At 40.8% G+C, this 22,654-nt stretch carries 15 protein-coding genes and 1 pseudogene; 15 read left to right on the top strand and 1 reads right to left on the bottom strand.

Annotated features, from left to right (window positions below; genetic code table 11):
* Positions 1 to 50 precede the first annotated feature (50 nt).
* The 5 genes from carA to A3CY_RS0110440 all read left to right on the top strand — a co-directional run bounded on the left by carA (position 51) and on the right by A3CY_RS0110440 (position 7,415).
* Entirely contained in the window at positions 51 to 1,139 is a 1,089-nt protein-coding gene (carA, locus tag A3CY_RS0110465; protein WP_018337869.1) for a glutamine-hydrolyzing carbamoyl-phosphate synthase small subunit, read from the top strand.
* 62 nt (positions 1,140 to 1,201) lie between these two features.
* Positions 1,202 to 4,411 carry a carbamoyl-phosphate synthase (glutamine-hydrolyzing) large subunit gene (carB, locus tag A3CY_RS0110460; protein WP_040371557.1) on the top strand — a complete coding sequence of 1,070 codons (3,210 nt, stop codon included), beginning with the start codon at positions 1,202 to 1,204 and terminating at the stop codon, positions 4,409 to 4,411.
* A 185-nt stretch (positions 4,412 to 4,596) separates the two neighbouring features.
* Positions 4,597 to 5,301 (top strand): hypothetical protein, encoded by a 705-nt coding sequence (locus A3CY_RS20790; protein WP_018337867.1) that lies wholly within the window; start codon positions 4,597 to 4,599, stop codon positions 5,299 to 5,301.
* Between the two features lie 296 nt (positions 5,302 to 5,597).
* The gene (locus A3CY_RS0110445) at positions 5,598 to 6,908 is read left to right on the top strand and encodes an ATP-binding protein (RefSeq protein ID WP_026207544.1); all 1,311 of its coding nucleotides are present in this window, start codon (positions 5,598 to 5,600) and stop codon (positions 6,906 to 6,908) included.
* Positions 6,909 to 7,010: 102 nt separating this feature from the next.
* On the top strand, positions 7,011 to 7,415 hold the full coding sequence (locus A3CY_RS0110440) for a hypothetical protein (RefSeq protein ID WP_018337864.1): 405 nt from the start codon (positions 7,011 to 7,013) through the stop codon (positions 7,413 to 7,415).
* Positions 7,416 to 7,419: 4 nt separating this feature from the next.
* Here the strand turns inward: A3CY_RS0110440 and A3CY_RS20785 are convergent, their stop codons facing one another.
* Positions 7,420 to 7,962, bottom strand: a complete 543-nt coding sequence (locus A3CY_RS20785) for a sigma-70 family RNA polymerase sigma factor (protein WP_018337863.1) — start codon at positions 7,960 to 7,962, stop codon at positions 7,420 to 7,422.
* 402 nt (positions 7,963 to 8,364) lie between these two features.
* Here A3CY_RS20785 and A3CY_RS0110430 point away from each other — a divergent pair, with 402 nt between their 5' ends.
* The 10 genes and pseudogenes from A3CY_RS0110430 to A3CY_RS0110380 all read left to right on the top strand — a co-directional run bounded on the left by A3CY_RS0110430 (position 8,365) and on the right by A3CY_RS0110380 (position 22,651).
* Positions 8,365 to 9,525: a FecR family protein gene (locus A3CY_RS0110430; protein ID WP_018337861.1), complete on the top strand. Its 1,161-nt coding sequence runs from the start codon at positions 8,365 to 8,367 to the stop codon at positions 9,523 to 9,525.
* 128 nt (positions 9,526 to 9,653) lie between these two features.
* Positions 9,654 to 13,085, top strand: coding sequence for a TonB-dependent receptor (locus tag A3CY_RS0110425; protein ID WP_051082725.1), 3,432 nt, complete (start codon positions 9,654 to 9,656; stop codon positions 13,083 to 13,085).
* Between the two features lie 12 nt (positions 13,086 to 13,097).
* Positions 13,098 to 15,041: a RagB/SusD family nutrient uptake outer membrane protein gene (locus A3CY_RS0110420; protein ID WP_018337859.1), complete on the top strand. Its 1,944-nt coding sequence runs from the start codon at positions 13,098 to 13,100 to the stop codon at positions 15,039 to 15,041.
* A gap of 18 nt (positions 15,042 to 15,059) precedes the next feature.
* Positions 15,060 to 16,388, top strand: coding sequence for a DUF4959 domain-containing protein (locus A3CY_RS0110415; protein ID WP_018337858.1), 1,329 nt, complete (start codon positions 15,060 to 15,062; stop codon positions 16,386 to 16,388).
* Positions 16,389 to 16,391: 3 nt separating this feature from the next.
* Positions 16,392 to 17,939, top strand: a complete 1,548-nt coding sequence (locus A3CY_RS0110410) for a DUF4998 domain-containing protein (RefSeq protein ID WP_026207541.1) — start codon at positions 16,392 to 16,394, stop codon at positions 17,937 to 17,939.
* Between the two features lie 214 nt (positions 17,940 to 18,153).
* Positions 18,154 to 18,351 carry a hypothetical protein gene (locus A3CY_RS20780; RefSeq protein WP_040371556.1) on the top strand — a complete coding sequence of 66 codons (198 nt, stop codon included), beginning with the start codon at positions 18,154 to 18,156 and terminating at the stop codon, positions 18,349 to 18,351.
* A gap of 148 nt (positions 18,352 to 18,499) precedes the next feature.
* Positions 18,500 to 18,907 (top strand): LytR/AlgR family response regulator transcription factor, encoded by a 408-nt coding sequence (locus tag A3CY_RS22060; protein ID WP_018337854.1) that lies wholly within the window; start codon positions 18,500 to 18,502, stop codon positions 18,905 to 18,907.
* A 307-nt stretch (positions 18,908 to 19,214) separates the two neighbouring features.
* A pseudogene (locus A3CY_RS0110390) lies at positions 19,215 to 20,381 on the top strand (ATP-binding protein); the annotation flags it as partial.
* Between the two features lie 332 nt (positions 20,382 to 20,713).
* The gene (locus A3CY_RS23440) at positions 20,714 to 20,941 is read left to right on the top strand and encodes a hypothetical protein (RefSeq protein ID WP_018337852.1); all 228 of its coding nucleotides are present in this window, start codon (positions 20,714 to 20,716) and stop codon (positions 20,939 to 20,941) included.
* A 162-nt stretch (positions 20,942 to 21,103) separates the two neighbouring features.
* Positions 21,104 to 22,651, top strand: coding sequence for an ATP-binding protein (locus tag A3CY_RS0110380; protein ID WP_018337851.1), 1,548 nt, complete (start codon positions 21,104 to 21,106; stop codon positions 22,649 to 22,651).
* The last annotated feature ends 3 nt before the right edge of the window (positions 22,652 to 22,654 follow it).

Below are 22,654 nucleotides of genomic sequence, written 5' to 3'. Positions count from 1 at the left end.
TGCTATTTTTGCGCAGTATTTACATATAATCTTTAGCTGATAGAATAAATATGCAGAAATTAAAAAAAGCTCGTCTGATATTGGAAGACGGGACAGTTTACGAGGGAACTTCCTTTGGTTACGAGAAATCGGTGTCCGGGGAAGTTGTTTTTTATACGGCAATGACGGGTTATCCCGAAAGTTTGACAGATCCTTCTTACAAGGGACAGATACTGGTTCCTACTTATCCGATGATCGGCAATTACGGGGTTCCGGTCGACGATGAGCGGGACGGGATCTCCAAGTTCTTCGAGTCAGACAAGATTCATTGCAAGGCATTGGTGATTTCGGATTATTCCTCTCGGTACAGTCATTGGAATTCACAAAAAAGCCTCGGAGATTGGTTGAAAGAACAACGGATTCCGGGGCTTTTTGGTATAGATACCCGGGCATTGACTCAAAAATTAAGGGATAACGGCGCAATGGCAGGAAAAATACTGTTCGATGGCGAAGATGTGCCTTTTTATGACCCGAACAAAGATAATATTGTAGCGGAAGTTTCCACGAAAAAGATTATGGAGTACGGGAACGGTAAATACAAAGTGATGTTGGTGGATTGCGGGGTGAAAAATAATATTCTGCGATGTTTGCTAAAGCGTGACGTGACCGTGAAACGTGTGCCCTGGGATTATGATTTCACGAAAGAGAAATATGACGGGCTTTTTCTTTCCAACGGACCCGGCGATCCGGCAATGTGCAAGGAAACGATAGAGCATATACGGAAGGCTCTGAAAGGAGATACTCCGATCATGGGAATTTGTCTCGGAAATCAATTAATGGCGAGAGCTGCGGGTGCGTCTACTTATAAATTGAAATACGGGCACCGGAGCCATAATCAACCGGTGATGAAACCGGGAGGTACCCGCTGTTATATTACTTCGCAAAATCATGGATTCGCGATTGACGAGAAAACGCTTCCGGCAGATTGGGAACCGCTTTTCGTGAACGTGAATGACGGTACGAACGAGGGGATTCGGCATAAGAAAAAGCCGTTCTTCTCCGCACAATTCCATCCGGAAGCGTCCAGTGGTCCGGTGGACACGGAGTTTTTATTTGACGATTTCATAACTGCGATGAAATCATCGAATAAAAATAATTGAAAATGCAGAAATTACTGATTCAGTGATTTTTGAATTCATAAATCGTAAATCATATATCTAAAATGAAAATAAGTAAAGTTTTGCTTCTGGGATCGGGAGCGTTGAAGATAGGGGAAGCCGGAGAGTTTGATTATTCCGGTTCACAGGCATTAAAAGCCCTTCGGGAGGAGGGTATTTATAGCGTGTTGATTAACCCGAATATTGCTACGGTACAGACTTCCGAGGGTGTGGCGGATAAAATCTATTATTTGCCGGTCACTCCCGAGTTTGTAGAAGAGGTGATTAAAAAAGAACGTCCGGATGGAATATTGCTTTCTTTCGGGGGACAGACGGCGTTGAATTGTGGTGTGGAATTGTATAAATCCGGGGTACTGGAAAAATATAATGTGCAGGTATTGGGAACGCCCGTACAAGCTATTATAGACACGGAAGACAGGGAAATATTCGCGGGAAAATTAGCGGAGATTGATGTAAGAACACCCAGGAGTATTGCCGCGAATAATATGGAGGAAGCGTTTGCGGCGGTGGATAAATTGGGATTTCCCGTGATTATCCGGGCTGCCTATACTTTGGGTGGTTTGGGTTCCGGTTTCTGTTCCGATAAAGAGGAATTGGAAAGGTTAACTTCCAGTGCGTTTTCCTATTCCCCGCAGGTTCTCGTGGAGGAATCACTGAAAGGATGGAAAGAGGTGGAGTATGAGGTAGTTCGCGATAAATATGACAATTGTATTACTGTTTGTAATATGGAGAATTTCGACCCGCTGGGGATTCACACGGGTGAAAGCATAGTGGTGGCTCCTTCGCAAACATTAAGTAATAGTGAATACCACAAATTGAGGGCTATAGCGATCAAAATAATCCGGCATATAGGGATTGTGGGAGAATGTAACGTGCAATACGCCCTAGACCCAAATTCCGAGGATTACCGGGTGATAGAGGTGAATGCTCGTCTGTCGCGTTCCAGTGCTTTGGCATCGAAAGCTACGGGATACCCGTTGGCATTCGTGGCGGCAAAACTAGGAATGGGTTACGGGTTACACGAGATTAAAAATTCGGTGACCAAAGTAACCACGGCTTGTTTTGAACCAGCGTTGGATTACGTGGTATGCAAGATTCCCCGCTGGGATTTAAATAAGTTCGAGGGGGTTTCCAAAGTGATCGGTTCCTCGATGAAGAGCGTCGGGGAAATTATGGCTATCGGCAGGACTTTCGAGGAAGCTATTCAAAAAGGAATCCGTATGATCGGGCAGGGAATGCACGGTTTCGTGGGTAATGTGCTTAAAACAAAAGATATAGACGAGGAGTTGGTGAACCCGACAGATGCCAGAATATTCGCCATAGCGGGAGCTTTTGACAAAGGGTATAGCGTGCAAAAGATTCACGATTTGACGAAAATCGATCACTGGTTCCTGCAACGCCTGGAGAATATCCACCTGCTGAAAGAGGAATTGTCAAAATTGAATAGTGAAATTGAGATTGGTGCGGATTTGTTGCGCGTGGCAAAACAATACGGATTCTCTGATTTTCAGATTGCACGGTTGACGATTAAAAACACTCCTCTTTCTCATCATGAGAAGATGTTGAAGGTAAGGGAATACCGAAAAAAATTGGGTATTCTTCCCTCGGTGAAACAGATCGATACGCTGGCGGGAGAGTACCCTGCCTTGACCAATTATCTGTATATCACGTATAACGGTTCTGAAAATGACGTGCAATACGAGCATGACGGTCGCTCAGTGATCGTGCTTGGCTCGGGAGCGTATCGTATAGGCAGTAGCGTGGAGTTTGACTGGTGTGGGGTAAGTGCTTTGAACACGATACGGAAAATGGGGTACCGCTCGGTGATGATTAATTATAATCCCGAAACGGTGAGCACGGATTATGATACCTGCGATCGCTTGTATTTCGATGAACTCTCTTTCGAGCGGGTGATGGACATCGTGGAACTGGAAGAACCGAAGGGAGTGATTGTTTCCACGGGAGGGCAAATCCCGAACAACTTGGCAATGCGGTTGCACGGGCAGCACGTGAGTATATTGGGAACTTCTCCCGAATCGATCGACCGGGCGGAAGACCGTCAGAAGTTTTCTTCCATGTGTGACGAGTTGGGTATCGACCAGCCCCGATGGAGCGAATTGACGAGTATAGAGGATATATACGCTTTCGTGGATAAAGTGGGCTTCCCGGTATTAATTCGTCCTTCTTATGTGCTCTCGGGTGCTGCTATGAACGTGGTATCGAATAAAAACGAGTTGCTGCACTTTCTGGAACTGGCAGCCGAGGTGTCGAAAGATCATCCCGTGGTGGTGTCTGAGTTTATCGAACAGGCGAAAGAGGTTGAAATCGATGCCGTGGCACAGGAGGGAGAGGTGAAAGCTTATGCGATCAGCGAGCACGTGGAGTTTGCCGGGGTGCATTCCGGGGATGCGACAATCGTGTTCCCTGCGCAGAAATTATACATAGAAACGATTCGCCGCATCAAGAAAATAGCCCGGTTGATAGCGAAAGAACTGAATATCTCCGGTCCTTTCAATATGCAATTCTTGGCAAAAGACAATGATATAAAGGTGATCGAGTGTAATCTCCGGGCTTCGAGAAGTTTCCCCTTCGTGTCGAAAGTGTTGAAATATAACTTTATCGATATGGCAACCCGGATCATGTTGGGCGAAAAAGTGGAGGCATTAAACAAATCCGTGTTCGACCTCGATTACGTGGGCGTGAAGGCTTCGCAGTTCTCGTTTGCCCGTCTGCTGAAAGCCGATCCCGTGCTGGGTGTGGATATGGCTTCTACCGGGGAAGTGGGTTGCATCGGGGAAAATTATTACGAGGCGATATTGAAGAGTATGCTTTCCGTGGGGCACCGGATTCCGAAAAAGAATATTCTGATTTCATCGGGTCCCATGCGTTCCAAAGTGGAATTATTGAATTCCACCCGAATGTTAATCGAAAAGGGCTTCACGATATATTCCACAGAAGGAACGGCAAAATTCTTCAAGGAGAACAACATCGATGTGAATATCCTATATTGGCCCGATGAAGACAAAGAACCCAATATCATGGAGTATTTGCATGACCGGAAAATAGATTTGGTGATTAATATCCCCAAGAATCACACGAAACGGGAATTGGATAATGGGTATAAAATCCGTCGTGCCGCGGTGGACTACAATATCCCGCTAATCACGAATGCCCGTCTGGCAAGTGCATTCATTTATGCGATCTGTAAAGTAGACTCAACCGAGATCGCTATCAAGAGCTGGGATGAGTATTAGAAAACTAAAAGATAAAATTGGACAACTGTGTAAAGTTGTTTTTATGTAATTAAGAATCTCAGGAGTGTTTTTGGTATGAAAAAGGACTGTCGTCACGATAGTCCCTTTTTTAATGACTTGAACTGTTATTTTTATTTAATGAATTTCTATATTTGTAGAATGGTAATGATTTTAATAATATAAATTTGGATGATGGATATGTAAAACGGCGGATAAAGATTCCTGATGATTACACTTTTGAGGATCTGAGAAGAGAAATAGAGAATGGAGGTAGATTTATTATGTTTCCATACACTGTTTCTATTTTAGCCATGCCATTATCTTTTTTTTCACCTGCTATTTTGGTAAAAAAAGGAGAGTCGATAAGAAAGTATCAGTGGCGCTATAATTTAATCTCATCTATTTTCGGTTGGTGGGGAATTATCCTTGGTCCTTGGGCGACAGTTAAAAGTATTCGGAGTACTTGTAAAGGGGGAGTGGATGTGACTGACGATGTCATGTTAAATTTGGATCAGGAAGGGTTTGACAATCGACAGTTCGAATGGAAGCAGACAAACCAGCTATTTTGTAAGGTCGGTAAATGGGATAAGAAAGAATTTGTAAAAGCGTTATCTCCTGTTTACGAACAGGATTCAAATATTCGCAAAATAGTGATCGGTTATTATATAGGAGAAGGTAGTGATGAAAATATCTATTATATAGGTTTGAAATGCGTGTGGAATTTCAAGAAATATAATGATATTTTTGGTGCTGCAATTTATACTCGCTTTAGGGAAAATACGATATTTTTTCTTTTAGATTTAGATGGGGATAATTTTTTGGTAGATTATTTACTTCAACAAGGTGATGTTATTGTGGATAAAACAATTTGTGAACAAGATAATTTGTAAAGAAAGATATAATATTGTTTTGATATTTGGAATTTAAACAGTCGTGAAGGGGTACCTAAAGATAAGAGGTTTTTCCTTGAAAAATATGTGATAAATGGAAAGTGAAAGTCAGATAAGTTGCCGGTTCAAAATAGCAATTTTTTGGAAAAACGCTGTTTTGAACCGGCAATTTGTTTATGTGACAATGGCTTGCTTGATTTTTATTAAAATAAAATGATGGAATAAAACGACTTATTCAAATTATACTTATTTTTGTAATGGTCATTATTATAATATCCATTACAAAAATAAATGCTATGAAATTCTATGGTAGAAAGACAGAGTTAGAGATACTTGAACGGACATTTGAACAATCTAAACAGACGGCTTGTTTTACGGTTATGATAGGACGTCGCCGCGTTGGAAAGACTTCATTGCTTTTAGAAGCGATGAAAGGGCGTCGCTTTTTATATCTGTTTGTTTCTCGTAAAAGTGAACCTCTGTTGTGCAGCCAATTTCAAGAAGAAGTTGAAAGATCGTTAGGTTTGCAGATTTTTGGTTCAATTACAGATTTTCGAACTCTCTTTGAGCAATTGATGATTTATGCGACCCGGGAGCATTATACGTTGATTATAGATGAATTTCAAGAATTTGATAATGTAAATCACTCGATATTCAGTGATATTCAAGATCTTTGGGATAGATATAAGGAACAAGCAAAGATTAATTTTATTGTTTGTGGTTCTATTTATTCTATGATGAAAAAAATATTCGAGAACAATAAAGAACCTCTGTTTGGACGCTTGACATCAAAGATCGTACTTTCTCCTTTTCCGACCGGGACGTTGAAAGAAATTCTAACGGATTATAACCCGGATTATACTTCGGAAGATTTGTTGGGACTTTACCTAATCACAGGGGGAGTGGCTAAATATGTAACTTTACTTATGGAAGCCGGGGCTGTGACTCGAGATAAAATGTTGGATGTTGTAATTTCCCCTGATTCGCCTTTTTTGGATGAAGGACATGATTTACTTGTGGCAGAATTTGGTAAGGAATACGGAGTTTATTTCTCTATTCTTCAGTTGATAGCTTCCGGTAAGACGACTCAAAGCGAGATAGACTCTATTATTGAAAAGAGTACGGGAGCCTATCTGGTCAATCTTGAAAAAGAATATTCATTGATCAAGAAGAAAAGACCGATGTTCTCGAAGCCCGAAAGTCGAAAGGTTCGATGGGTTTTGAATGATAATTATATGTTATTTTGGTTCCGCTTTATCTATCCGAACCAATCTATGTTGGAATTGAAGAAATTCCAATTGCTGAAGGAATATATCTTAGACAATTATGAACAATTCAGTGGTTTGATCTTAGAACGTTATTTTCAGGAGAAAATGTCAGAAACAGAAGATATTACAGATATTGGGAATTATTGGGACAAAAAGGGAGAAAATGAGATAGATATAATTGCTTTGAATCATTTACGGAAGACTGCTATCGTCGCTGAAGTGAAACGTAATCCGCAAAAGATAGATCTGAATGCCTTGTCCCGAAAAGCGGAGGTACTTACTAAATATTTGGGAAAGTACAAGGTTGGATTGTGCGGATTTTCTTTAGAGGATATGTAGTGTATTTATAAAAATCATGTCTGATAGAGTGACCTGTAATGAATAATCTTTATTTTTGTGGAGCCTATTCTTTTAAAAGGGGTATTATAAAAACAAGTGCTTATGAAAAATAAGAAATTACGGGGAATACTTTACTTGTGTGCTGTTCTGGTATTATTCGCTTTGGGTATGTTCATTTGGATGAAAACGGCTAAAGTTATTGAAGAAAAGACTTTCACGGTAAACGGGCAGCAAGAAATGACTTTCGAGTATAACACGAAAATGGAGTTACCTAAAGTGTTACGTGTGCGTTTTGACGGGAAATTGGATTGCGATGCGATACTGGTTATCAAGGAAAATAGGGAGGGAAATTCCGTTCGTTTCCGTCGTTCATTCCCGTTGAAAGCTGGGGAATTGAAGGATTATGATTTTCAGACAACCTGGACTCACCCAGGAATGATTATCGAGTTGCGTTCTAAAGATTGCGAGGTGAACAACGTGAAGATTTATATCGAGGTAGAGGGGTAACGAATTAGAAAAGATGAAAGAAAAGGTAAAGCAGTAAAAGATATTTTGATTCATCCGGATTTTTGTCAATGAAAGAACGGATTTTCGAGTATGCTTTTTTGATGTTTTTGTGTACTTGGGAATGTGTGACGTTTAATTCATCGGATATTTCCTCGTAACTTTTCCCGGCTAGTTTCATTTCTACGATTCGTTTTTGCAGGTCAGAAAGGCTATCCATTGCCAGATTTAGTTTCGAGAATAAATCGTCATACGTGGTGTCGTATTCGGATGTGGTGCTGAAGATGAGCGATTCGAAATACTTCAGGTTGTTGCGGTCTATCACGTTCTTGTGTCGTAGAAAGCTGATACAACGATTTTTAGACATTGCCAGAAGGTATTGCTTCGTGTTAATCTCTTCCGGGATAGACTTGTATTTCTCGAAAAAGCCGATAAACACGTCTTGAACCAGATCTTCCGCATCATTTCTATCCATAATATAGTGATAAACAAAATTATAAATGTCACTATAATAGCATTTGAAGATATGTTCGAATTTCTCCCCAGACATATTCAGAATTTAAAATCTCTGCTTTTTTGTAAAAACCACATGACAAATATATACTATTAAATTCTTATTTTGGAATAGTCTTGAATAAAAAATGTATGTACACTTGACATCTAGATTCTATTTATAACACTGATATCAAGTAATATATCTGGGAAATAGACATATATTTTATTAAAAAAGAGTATTAATTTCCTTGCATACAGGGTGCAAAGCCAGAATAAAATGCCCCGTTAGCGGTTTTGCTCTGCTTTAAAGCGATTTTAATCCCTATTCTCATCGAAATTTCTCTGGAATTTCACGAATTCAGGAGAACAAGCCTAAAAGGAATAATTTCGAAAAATATTGAAATAAAGGGGACCCATTTTTTCGCTTGAGCGTTTTTTGTATAAAAAGACATTGTTTATGCAGATAGATTGGAGTAAATTGTTTTCATATATCAATGATAGTGCAAATCAAACGACTATCAAGGAAGTGGAGCGTTGGCGGAAAATGGATTCCCGAAACGAGGAATTTTATCGGCAGGCTCGTGACTATTACAAGGATAACCCGACTCGGAATGAATTTTTTTCAGAAGAACAATTGGATGTTCTTTACAAGAAGATGTTGAAGAGTAAGCGAGGCAAACAGCGGCGTGTATTGTGGCAACGGATGACGGTGGCAGCATCTGTTATTTTGTTACTCTCGGTGGGAATCTGGTGGTATAATACCGGAAATGTCTATGACGAGGGCAAAGTGCCGATAGGGATGACGTACTCCAGCAATCATTTGGCAGAAGTGGTTGTTGTCACCGAGAGTGGCGATAAGTTCACGACCGAGCAATTGGATTCCGACGTGGCCCGGCAAGTCGCTGATAATAAGTTGGAATATTCGGTACGTGAAAACAGGCAGGAAGAGGATACAGTCCGTGTGGAGAAGCAAATCCCGAGGCACACGATAATTGTGCCGAAGGGAAAGACTTTCGAGTTGGTTTTGTCCGACGGGACTTTTGTGTTGCTCGGACCTTTCAGTGAGTTGACTTATCCGGTACAGTTTGACTCTTGTTCCACGAGGGAGGTAGCTCTTCGAGGAGAGGCCTATTTTGAAGTGACCAAATCATCCAATCGTTTTGCGGTGAACACGGGGCGCATGAAATTGCAGGTGTACGGGACTACTTTCAACGTCCTTGCCCGGGAAGAAGCGCCGGATGAAGCCGTTTTGGTTGAGGGACGTGTTGGAATTACACCTAAAAATGGCACGGGAGAAACGATACTCCGTCCCGGGGATATGTCTTCTATCGACGAAACGGGGGGTATTAAAGTAGTTCAGGTGGATCTGGCGGAGTACAAGGCAAAACGAAATGGTTATATTCTTTTCAACGGGAAAACGATAGAACAAATCGCTCGGAGTCTTGAATTGTATTATGATGTTGATTTTGAACGTGGGGATACGATTCCGGATATGCGGGAATACGTGTTCTCGGTGAAACGTACTTCCTCTCTTCGGGAGGTTTTGGACGTGATAGAGTCTGTTGCTGATGTTAAATTCGTTATCAACGGAAAGGAGGTGAGTGTCGTTCGGAAGTAACATGATGTGTAAAAAAAACAGGATACCCGTTGGCTGACGCGCATCCTGTGGAATGAATTAATGGTTCAATGTGTATCTCGAAAATCACGAACCGGTTAATTAACTCGATAAATATTAAAAACAAAGTTATGAAAAAAAGTTTACTATTTCGCAATAGTGGCGGTTCTTTTTGCAAGATATGCTTGTGGGTCTGTCTGCTATTGGGAGTTACGAGCGTGAATGCTCAGGACGTTTTATCTAAAAAAGTGACACTTGAATTAAAAGATGCCCCCATTATTGAAGTGTTGTTGGAGATTCAAAAACAAACGGGGGTAAATTTCGCTTACGAGAAGACACAGTTGGAGCAATTGAAACCTATTACGCTTAGCGTGAAGCAAATGCCGTTGGAGGAGGTTTTGAAAATCGTGTTGAAGGATACCGGTTTCACCTACAAGATCACGGGAAATAATATCGCTATCGTTCGCCAGGAGAAAAAAGCGGAAGAGAATCTGCTTAAAGTCAGCGGTCGCATCGTGGACGAGAAGGGAAATCCTATTGCTGGGGCGACCATCGTGATCGTGGGGACTACGCAAGGGGTTGCCTCAGACGCAGAGGGAAGGTACACGATAGCGGCTAAACCGGACGATGTGTTACGGGTTTCTTTTATCGGTTATAAGACTGAAACTATTGATATTAAAGGAAAAACGAAATTGAATATTCAGTTAAATCCCACGGAAGAGAATTTGGAAGAGGTACAAGTGGTTGCTTTTGGTACACAAAAAAAGGAGAGTGTGGTATCTGCTATTACCACCGTACGCCCGATGGATTTAAAATCCTCCAACAGTGATTTGACTTCCAGTTTTGCTGGTAAGATTGCAGGGATGATCGGGTGGCAGACGGGAGGTATTCCTGGGGCTTTGACAGAAGAGGAAATGAATACTAAATTTTACGTGCGAGGTATTACTTCTTTTCAAACGTCAGCAAATATAGATCCATTGATTTTGATAGACGGTATTGAGTCTTCTAAGTTAGATCTGGCCCGTATTGTGCCTGAGGATATAGAATCTTTCAGCGTTATGAAAGATGCATCGGCAACTGCCATGTATGGAGCTAGAGGTGCTAATGGGGTGATTTTAATTACCACGAAAAAGGGAGAAGAAGGGAGTGTGTATACTTCTGTGCGTTACGAAGCAATTCTTTCTAAGCCAACAAGGGAAATTGATGTGGTGGATCCGATCACGTACATGAAAATGTATAATCAGGCTTTAATTGGGCGATCGCAAGCTGCAACCCCCAAATATAGCGTCGAAACAATTAACCGAACGGCATCAAAAAATTATCCTTCATGGCTTTACCCGGCTAATGATTGGTATGATCAGATGTTTAAGAATTATAATGTAAATCATCATTTCGGAGTAAATATTCGTGGGGGATCTAAAGTTATACAGTACTATGCATCCATTAATTATAATCGAGATCAAGGTATGTTGAAAACGGATAGGTTGAATGATTTTGATTGTAATATTACGAATAACCAAACTTCATTTCGGGCGAATTTGAATATAGATTTGAATGCTGGTATTAAATTGGTTATTAATTCATCTGCCACCTTGGATAAATATCATGGTCCGTTAACTGATGTGTCACAAGCCTATCAACTTGCATTTGCTGCATCTCCTGTAGATTTTGCACCAACTTATCCGGGAGATGATACTTATAATTGGGAACATATCCGTTTTGGTGGAACGGCGGCCAATCAACGAAATCCTTATATGTCTTTGCAAATGGGATACAATCAAAGAACACGTTACGCGACTTCGAATAGAGCAGAATATATTCAAAATCTTTCAAGATTGGTAAAGGGACTTGAAGTTCGGGCGAGTATTTCTTTTGTTCAATCGGGTTATTATATGACGTCATTTGCAACAATGCCGTTCCGTTACGCTTTGTCTGGTTATGATTTTGAAACGGGTAAACATACATTGCAGGCTCTGAATCCGGAACAAGCTCGTAGAACGTTGAGTGTTGCTCAAGATATGTCGACTACTGATACTCGTGTCACGTACGAGGGCAGGTTATTGCACACGGCGGCCTGGGGGGATCATCAGACTTCATTGACGGCTGTTGTGCAAGCTCAAGAACAGACTTATACCCCGATTTCCGAAGTTCTGGAAGGAATGCCACGTCGTAATCTGACATTTTCCATGCGGGGTAGTTATGGCTTTAAGGATCGCTATTTTATAGAAAGTAGTTTTGGTTACAATGGATCAGAACGATTTGCCAAAAAGAATAGAATGGGATTTTTCCCTGCCGGAGGTCTTGCATGGCTTGTATCAAGTGAACCGTTTATGAGTTCAACGGCGAATTGGTTGCCATTTTTGAAACTTCGATTGTCTTATGGGAAAGTGGGTAATGATGGAATTATTAATAAGCCTCGTTTTGTTTTTCTACCGGTAGTGGAACAACCGCTAGAGTTAGCTTACAAGGATCCTACTCCTTTTTCAACTCAAGGGATTCAGCGTTTTAGGGTGTCTTATTACCCGAATGAGAATATTAAATGGGAGATTGCAGAACAAGTGAATCTTGGGTTGGAGGCGAAATTGTTTAATGGAGTGGTTGAGTTTACTGTGGATGCCTATCAAGAAATACGTCATAATATTTTGTCTTACCGGACAACCATCCCGTCAGCAATGGGAGTTGAGCTTTCTCCGTTAGATAATATCGGTAAGGCTCGTTCTCGGGGTATAGATTTTTCAGGCAAAGTGCAACATGCTTTCACAAATGATTTTTGGGTGATATTGAATGGAACTTTTACTTACACGAAGGCTATTTATAAGCAATTGGATGAGGCGACAGATAAGCCATGGTGGCAGAAGAAGGTGGGTAAAGAATTGTCTCAACAAATCGGGTATATAGCGGAAGGTTTATTTCATGATTATGCGGAAATTGAAAACTCTCCGACTCAGGGTGGTGACGTGATGCCTGGGGACATTCGTTATCGGGATCTTAACAATGATGGTGTCATAGATGTTAATGATGCGACATATATAGGCTATCCAGAGACCCCTAGAATGATATACGGGTTTCAAGGATTTATAAACTTTAAAAATTTTGAGTTCAATTTTTCATTTCAAGGTTCAGGTCGACGTTCATTCTTTATGAATCCGCAGCAAATTTCTCCTTTCGTGGATGACCATGCCATGTTAACGGCAATTTATAAGGATCATTGGTCAGAAGATAATATGTCTGATAAACCTTTTTGGCCTCGTTTGTCTACGTACAACCTTGTACAACATAATCCTCAAGAGGATTGGTATAATGCGAATAACGCAGAAATTCGTAAGAGTACTTATTTTATGCGGGAGTGTAGTTTCTTGCGTTGTACGGCTTTGGAGTTAGCGTATAATATGCCCAAAGTTTTGATGAATAAATGGAAATTGCAGAATGTGAAATTTTTTGTACGTGCCAATAATCCTTTTTTGATTACGAATTTTAAGGTTTGGGATGTTGAGTTGGGAGAGAGCGGTTTTAATTATCCGATTCAAAAAACTTATACGGTAGGGTTGAATTTTAGTTTTTAATATCAATAATTAATGAATATGAAGAAGCTTTCGTGTATTATCACTGCTTTTATATTCCTTTTTCAAGGATGTGATTATTTGGATGTCGTTCCCAAAAATGATGTACAAACGGTAGAAACTATATTTGAAAAGCGTTCGGATGTAGATGTTTGGCTAAAAGGTTGTTATGTCTTATTGACAAATCCGATAGCTTCTATACTTGGCAATCCGGCTTATTTGGGAGCAGATGAAATTGTTTCGGGGGAATATTTCCGGCAATATTCGTCAACTAAGTCTTGTACGGGTACTTTTATCGGAGATGGATTGCAGATGTCCCAGGAACCTTACGGTAATATTTGGAAAAGAGATGGTTTTTACGCGGCGATCCGTTATTGTAATATTTTCTTCGAGAAAGTAGGGGGTGTCAATAATATGCCGGATAGAGAGAAAAGATTGTGGACCGCTGAATTGAAAGCTTTAAAGGCACATTTTTATTTTGAACTGATGCGTCGTTACGGACCTATTATTTTAGTTCCCGAAAATATAGATCCTTATGCGGAAACGGATATTATGCAACAGCCAAGGCAACCCATCGATACAGTTGTAAAGGCAATCGTGAGCTTGCTGGATGAAGCGATGAAGGATTTACCTCCATTGGCGGAAAAGGATGTTTCTCGTTGGGCTTTTCATAGTTTAGAGTCTGCCGCGACTTTAAAGGCTTACACGTATTTATATGCGGCTTCTCCTTTATTTAATGGAAATACGGCTTATGCTAATTTTACGAATAAGAAGGGAGAATTATTATTTCCTGCTTATGATAAGGAGAAATGGAGACAGGCTGCTGAAGCAGCGGATTCTGCTATTCAGATTTGTTTGAATAACGGGAAGCAGTTGATAGCTGGTATTTCAAACAAAAATACGGATTTGCTAAAAACAATGGAAGATATAGAGTATTCTGTACACGCGCAAAATTTTATAAATGCAGAAGCTACTTATATGTTGCGGAAAGAAAATGATCCTTATAGTCAATTGCCGGCAGTGGCATTACCTTATTTTGAAAGTACAGATGAGGATTATAATGCATTTCTTCTTGGTTGTGTGTCTCCAAGTATGAAAATCGTTGAAATGTATTATACGGAACATGGCCTTCCAATTGATGCAGACAAAGAATGGGATTATTCGGCTCGTTATCAGATGGGTAAAGAAACAAATCCTCAATATCGGGATGTGGTTCCGTTAAATGAGAATGTGTTGAATTTACATCTTCGCAGAGAACCTCGTTTTTATGCTAATATAGCGGCAGACCGTTGTTATTGGCAACGTGGTAAAGATGTAGAACAAAATATTTTGGTGAGAGCTTATCGAGGAGAACGTTTTGGATCACAATCAAGTCTCATTATGAATAATATGCCACAAAATTTAAGTGGTTATTGGATTAAAAAAGGGTCTTATTCGGATGTGTCTGGTCGTAATTATTCCGAGGCAATGAATAGGGAAGATGCTGTGATTATTTTCCGGTTGGCAGATCTCTATTTGATGAAAGCAGAGGCGTGGAACGAGTATGAGGGACCTCTTGTAGACCGCACTCATGTTTATGAACCATTGAATGTTGTGAGGGAACGGGCGGGAATTCCTGATGTGGAATCCGCTTGGCTTACTTATTCGAAGACTCCAGATAAAGTAAAGACTCAGCAGGGAATGCAAGAAATTATTCGCCGCGAGTGGAATATTGAATTTGCTTTTGAAGGTCGTCGTTTTTGGAATTTGCGTCGTTGGTTATTAGCGGGAGAGGAGTTGAACACGAAACTTTATGGATGGAATATTTTGGGGACAACAGCTCAACAATTCTATAATAATTATGAAGGACCCGTGGTGGTGTGGTCAAAACGTCAATTCCTGTCTCCACGAGATTACTTGTTCCCGATTAGAAGCGAGGAAGTGATGGTTGCAGGATGTGTACAAAATCCCAATTGGTAATTAAATAAATGAACTAATATGAAGAAAATTACAATTTTATTATTGATAATAAAGGTCTTCTGTTGTTGCCAAAAGGAGAATGAGATTTTTGATATGGTTTTATCTCGGGAGTCCCTTTCTTTTGAAGCAATAGCAGGGGGAGCTATTATGCGTTATAACTTGCCATCCAATGAAGATATTTTGGCTATTCGCGTACGTTATCAGGATGCTTATGGACAAGAAATATTACGTGCGGGGAGTTATGCATGTGATTCGCTAGTATTGACTGGATTTAATGAAGCAAAGAAGGAACATCCGGCTTTCGTTTCTTTGTTGAGTAGAGATCATGTCGAGTCGGAAGCTGTTGAAGTTACTTTTGACACGGAAAATTCTGCGCCAGTCGCTTTTTTTGATAGTGTGAGGGTGGAGTCGAGTTGGAATGGTTTTCTGGTTATGTATGATGCACCGGCTAATGCTTCCGGAATGGCTCATGTGTTGTATGCCGGGACTGATCCTAGGACGGGACAACCGGATACCTTGTTAGTAAATAGCTTTTTGATTAAAGAAGGACGTGATACGTTGTTATTTGCTTTGAAACAACCTTCTTCTTCTAATACCGTGGTTATTCGTACGGAGGATTTTCGAGGATATATGGTAAAACAGAAAGTTTGGGAAGGTATTTTGGCTTATAATATGGATAAAATGGATCCTTCCGAATATGAATTTATAGATCCGTTAGGTCTTTCTAAGGAAGATCCGGATCGAGGTTTAGGTAAACAATTTTTGTTTGACGGGAATACGAAAGGAGAAATAACGAGTACTTATGCTCCATTTAATACTTATCTAGCAGGACCAAATTGTAAGGGGAAGCCTCTTTTTATTTTGGATTTGAAAGATAAAAAGATGACAGCAGAAATGCGATTATATGCCATGTTGTATACGAGGACATTCCCTAATGATGGGACTATTGGGAATACGGATCTTATTTATGGCCCGATTTGGAAAAATAGGTATTATTCTAAACTTCCATGTAAAGTGTCTGTTTATGGTTCTAATGATATGAATGACGATAATTCATGGGTCCGTTTGGCTAAATTTGAACAAGAACGTTATCTTGCTTACAAAGAAAGATGGACATATGGAGCGGCTAGTACGGATATAACTAAACGTATTCAAAATATTGATGATCTTAATAATGCTGATCCTATTTACATGGATATAAGTTTTCCTCCAACGGGAGAGGCGTATCGTTATTTAAAGCTGGTAGTGGATGATATATTTGGGGGAAATGTTGCGACTTCTGGAGATCAGAACGTTGGAGAGTATGTGACAATTCAGGAATTAGAAGTTTTTTGTAATAAAGATTAGGTTATGATGATAAAAAGGTATTTATGGAGTTTCGTTTTATTATTTGCCTTGGTGAGTTGTAATGATTTAGAAGATACTTATAGCGATTTTTCCGGGGATGGAGTAATTCGTTACGTGGGGAAATGTACGGATGTGACCGTAACACCTGGGTGGAGGAAATTAACTGTAACGTGGGATAATTCTGTAGATCCTACAATTGATAAGATTAAAATCAGTTGGAAAGGTGGCAATATTACAGGGGATTCTTTATTAAATAAAGATGCTACCACGTGTGATATTGTAGGTTTGGAAGATGGTATGTATGAGGTGTCCGTATGTGGGGTTGATAGAAAGGGGAATAATTCTTTAGCAATACCCGTTTTTGGACGTCCTTATACGATGAATCACGAGAATGTAATTTCATTTTCGAGAATTATCGCAAAACATTATTTCGTGGGAAATCGGTTAGTACTTTTTTTCTCTAACTGGGATAACAATGTTACTTCGGCATCGCTTAAATATTACACGGTTGATGGTGAATTAAAAGAATTGTCGATAACAATGTTTTTGGTTTACTTAAATCCAATTTGTTATTTACTTCCAGATAAGATCGACCCGGAAAAACCAGTTGTTGTAGAACGTTCGGGTAAAATTGAAGGATGTGACGATATTATTGTTTTTGATCCATACGAACTTTCTCATGATAAGTTATATACGACAGATTTTAAGCGTTATGTGAAGACTAAGTATGGTCTTTCTGAAGTTTCAGAGGCTTTTGCGAATTCATTAACGGAGTTGGAAATAGATTATTCTTATTCTTCGTTAGAAGATATATTGAATTTACCTAATATAGAAAAGGTGATTTTGGGAAAAAATAGGTATTTGAAAGAGGAGTATTTGAAGAATTACGGGAAAGATAGTTTGAGGTTGAACGAGAGTGCTAGTGAATTATACGAAATTGATCGTAGTATTAAGGTTCTTGAAATTGCTAATGAATTGTATGGGTTAACAGTAGACCGTTATAATCAACATTTTCTTTCTGATGCTATTTTGAGCGCAAAACGGAAAACACTTTCTTTTATGAACAAATACCCTAATCCTTTACCTCCCGAGAAACAGTATTTTGATGGAAGTACATGGGAGATTAGTTGTTCGGAGAAAGATGAACATTCGTTTAATTCTCATCTTGAATATTTAATTGATGGGGATTTGGAAACTTATTGGCAACCTGAAGTCGCTTTATATGTCCGTACGTTTGAGATTACAATTGATATGAAAGAGGTAAAGACTGTTGCGGGTATACGGATAGTACAAAAAGATTTTAATCCTAGGATAGATTTTGCAAGTACGAGTATGTTGCCAGGGATAATAAAAATAAAAGTGTCTAAAGATCAAGTTTATTGGCAAGATGCTATGTATATGGAAGAAAATACTATTGGAGATACTTGTGGGGAAATTACAATATTTGATTTTCCTGCAATCAAAGAGGCGCAGTATATAAAAATTATTGTTGATGATCAAACCTATGGTCAATATTTTACAACGGCTTTAGGTGAAATTAGCATTTTCTAATTATAGGCTTAAGCAAAATTGTGCGTGCTTTTCGTTGAAAAGGTGTACGGATTTTATCCGGATACCTTTTCTTCGTTTGGTGTGAATAGGCAACAAGGATGCGATGTGAAAGATCTGTGGCTGGAAGAAGCTTACAGGGAAAGAGTTTTGGAATCGTGGCCAAGCGGATTAATTCTAGAGAGTCGCAAAACCTGAATGGTTATTAGTTAAGGAAATGGTTGAATTCCCAGGCGGTTCTTATGGATTATTCGTCTGCATCTCGTTCGACAAGAATCGGGGTGACTGGCGTTACGCCATCGGTCTGGATGGCATGGAGTGGACGAACGGTTTGAACTTGCGGGACTTTGCGTCGTCGATGGCGAGAACCGCATTGTGGCGAAGGGGCTTCGTGAGGATGCACTTCGTGACATAGTGGCGAAATTGCTGAAAAGAGCAAGAAAAAGTAATAGTCTTTTACAACTGGTGCGTGTTGGGGGAAAGTTACTTGGCGGCTTTCCCCTTTTTTATTTATTGTTTACGCTCGTCGGTGAATATTTCATGAGGCATAAATTTAATTGTCAATGAAAACAGATTTATCGGGTGTAACCGCACCTTTGAACGTGTCACCACTGGTGGCAGATGGCTTGTTTATTCGCCAGGACGAGTATTACAAGAAGTATTTTTATGCCGACATTCTTTGGATCGAGGCGTCGGCTAATTATTGCGATTTCTATTTTAAAGATAAATCCCGGATTACCGTGGCGTGCCGTTTGGGCACGGTGGAGCGGCAATTGCCGGACGCGTATCTTGTCCGGGTACACCGTGGATTTATCCTGAACCTGCGTTATGTCGACACGTGGGCGGGCAACTCCTTGCGTGCTGGTGGGGAATGGTTTCCGATCGGGGATTATTACCGGAAAAACGTGTTGGCTTGTTTTAATATACTAGATACTTCCCGGGAGTACCCGAAAACGGGGCGCGAGGAGTAATCCTATAATTTAATATTCACCGGTCTCGTGGATAAGTTTATCGACGGGCTCCGGTGGAAAGAAATGAGCTTTGAACGAGAGTATTACACGATAATAGTTGTACTCGTACCTGAGTATTCCCGGTGAAGACAGGGAGTATTCCCGGTGTAGTTAGGGAACAAATTCCTTTCAAACTTCTTACAAATTCCTTTCAAAGACCTTCGGGAAGGTTTTTGAAAAGAGAGTGATAGGAATGGGAAACGAGAGAGTGAGATTATTAGTTGTTTTTTCGTACCTTTGTTGAGCTAACGTTAAAAGAAATAGTAGAATGAAATACCCGATAGGCATCCAGAGTTTTGACCAAATTATAGAAGATGGTTACGTTTACGTGGATAAAACCGAGATGATTTACTCCCTCGTGAAGGAAGGAAAAATCTATTTCTTGAGCCGTCCCCGTCGTTTCGGGAAGAGCCTTTTGGTATCGACGTTGAAGAATTATTTCCTAGGGCGGAAGGAGCTTTTCAAGGGGCTGGTGATCGACCGTCTGGAAAAAGACTGGTTGGAATACCCGGTGTTTCATATCGATTTTAACGGGAGCAATTTTCAAGAGGAGGGTACGCTGGAGAAGGTGATCGAGGGGCATATTTCCGCCTGGGAAAAGGTTTACGCCATTCTCCCGGATCAAAGCCGGGACCGGGGAATGCGTTTCATTCAAGTGCTGAAAGAGGCTCATCTCCGGACGGGTCGCCGGGTCGTGGTGTTGATTGACGAGTACGACAAGCCGATCCTCGACGTTCTTGACACGGGTCTGGAAACCGTGGTGGGGGAAAACCGGATGTCGCTGGAAGATCGAAATCGCAACGTGTTGAAGGGTTTTTACTCGGTGTTCAAGGCCGCGGACGAGCATTTGCAGTTCGTGTTCCTAACGGGCGTGACGAAATTCTCGCAGGTGAGCGTGTTCAGTGGATTCAATCAACCTATAGATATCAGCATGAACCCTCGTTACGAGGCTCTTTGCGGGATTACCCAGGAAGAACTGGATAGTTATTTCGTGGAATCGATAACGGAGATGGCAGAGATTTACCGGCAGGATGCGGAGGGGATGCGTCAGTTGTTGAAACAACAATATGACGGTTATCATTTCGGATCACGGCTGTTGGATGTTTATAATCCTTTTAGTTTGCTCAACGCTTTTTTTTCTATGTCCATTCAGGATTACTGGTTCCGTAGTGGTACGCCGTCTTATCTTATCCGTTTGTTGAACCACACGCGGGAGAATTTGAATGAATTGACGGGTCGTTATTACGAGACCCCGGAATTCGTGGATTACAAGGCAGATGTTGAAAAGCCGTTACCGATGATCTACCAGAGCGGTTACTTGACGATCAAGGGGTACGACGGAAAGGAAGACACGTATTTGCTCGATTTCCCGAATGATGAGGTGAAGAAAGGGTTTGTGACCCTGGTGGCAGCAGATTATTTTAAATCATCGGACGAGTCGGTTTCTCCTCGGACACGGGAACCGTGGACGACTGGAAAGTGATAGAGTAAAGTGGTCTGCGGTCCGGGTGTGATCGAGAAATACCTGTTGAAAACGAGGCTTTGAACGAGAGTATTATACGATAATAGTTGTAGAATCAAGAATAAGTGACTAATTTTGTACTGACAATTAGTGTCACAAGTGACATTCAAAATCAATAATATGATTATTCAGAGACCTCATTATCTTCAAAAGCTCGTAGATTGCCGTCATAACGGGATGATTAAAGTTCTTACAAGTATAAGGAGATGCGGTAAATCATTTCTTCTTTTTCAACTTTACTCGTCATGGTTGAAAGAGCAAGGAATATCGGACGACCATATCATAAAGATAGATTTGGAAGACCGTCTGAAGATAAGATAAGGCAGGAGGAAGCATCATTAAGAAATGTGGATGACTCGTTCAAGAAAATAATAGTTGTGGCTGACAATATCATAATCCGTCGTGATGAAATTGGGATAACGACAATGGGTATTTATGATTTCTTGTTGAAAGAGAATTCGTTAGAACTTTAAAATAAATAACGTGCCGTGGAATACGTGTTCCCGTGGGGTTAGGGAATAAAGTCCTTTCAAAGACCTTCAGGAACGTTTCTGAAACGGGAGTGATTGGAAAGGGAAACGAGAGAGAGATTATTAGTTGTTTTTTCGTACATTTGTAGCAGAAATGCAAGAGAAATGAGCAACGGGTTATATCCTATCGGTATTCAGAATTTTGAAAGTTTGCGGAAAGACGGGTATCTTTACGTGGACAAAACAAGGTTGATTTATAGGCTGGTAAAATCGGGGCGTTACTATTTTTTGAGTCGTCCGCGCCGGTTCGGGAAAAGTTTGCTTATCTCGACGATTGAGGCTTATTTTCAAGGAAAACGTGAGCTGTTTCATGGTCTTGCCATGGAGGAGTTGGAAAAAGAGTGGTTGCAACATCCTATTCTGCATCTTGATTTGAATATCGAGAAGTATGATTCTGTCGAGGGCTTGGACAATATTCTCAATGATAACTTGACCCGATGGGAGAACCTTTACGGGCGGGAAGCGTCGGAGGTGTCGTTTTCGTTACGATTCGCCGGGGTTATTCGCCGGGCTCACGAGCGGACGGGACAACGGGTGGTAATTCTTGTTGACGAGTACGATAAGCCGATGTTGCAGGCCATCCATAACGAAGGGTTGCAACGGGAATTTCGTAATACGTTGAAACCGTTTTACGGGGTTTTGAAAACCATGGACGGGGATATCAAGTTCGCTTTATTAACAGGTGTTACCAAGTTTGGGAAAGTCAGCGTGTTCAGTGACCTCAATAATTTGAATGATATATCCATGGATAACCGGTATGTTGCTATATGTGGGATGACGGGGGAAGAGATTCATCGTTATTTCGAGGCTGATTTGCACGAATTGGCTTCTGCCCAGAAAATGACGTACGAGGGGGCATGCGCCCGGTTGAAAGAGTCTTATGACGGGTATCATTTCGTGGAAAATTCCGAGGGAATTTATAATCCCTTTAGCGTGTTGAACACCTTTTACAAGATGAAATTCGGTAGTTACTGGTTTGAAACGGGAACCCCGACTTATTTGGTGGAATTGTTACAGAAGAACCATTATAATTTGGAACAAATGTCCCGGGAGGAAACGAGCGCGGAGGTACTGAATAGTATCTACGCGGACGAGAGCCCGATTCCCGTGATTTATCAAAGCGGGTATCTCACGATTAAGGATTATGACCCCCGCTTTGAAAATTATGTTCTTGGGTTCCCGAATCGTGAAGTGGAGGAGGGATTTGTCAAGTTTTTGATGCCGTTTTACACGAGAGTGAACAAGGTGGAAACACCTTTCGAAATACAACAGTTTACACGAGAGATTGAAACCGGTAAGCCGGATGCTTTCTTGTGTAGGCTTCAGAGTTTTTTTGCCGATACGCCTTACGAGATTATCCGGGATTTGGAAGTACATTACCAGAATGTACTTTTCATTGTTTTTCGTTTGGTGGGCTTTTACGTGAAAGTCGAGTATCACACGTCGGAGGGAAGGGTTGATTTGGTGTTGCAGACAGACCGTTATATTTACGTGATGGAATTCAAGTTGGACGGAACAGCGGAAGAGGCTCTGCGTCAGATAGAGGAGAAGCATTACGCTCGCCCGTTCGAGGCTGATTCCCGGCAGTTGTTCCGGGTAGGAATTAATTTTGACAATAAAACTCGAAATATTGAGAAGTGGATAGTGGAATGAAAA

This window comes from Butyricimonas synergistica DSM 23225, assembly GCF_000379665.1.
In the GTDB taxonomy this organism is placed as follows: Bacteria; Bacteroidota; Bacteroidia; order Bacteroidales; family Marinifilaceae; genus Butyricimonas; species Butyricimonas synergistica.
The sequence above is the reverse complement of the archived record's forward strand: the minus strand, read 5'-3'. Positions and strand labels throughout refer to the sequence as shown.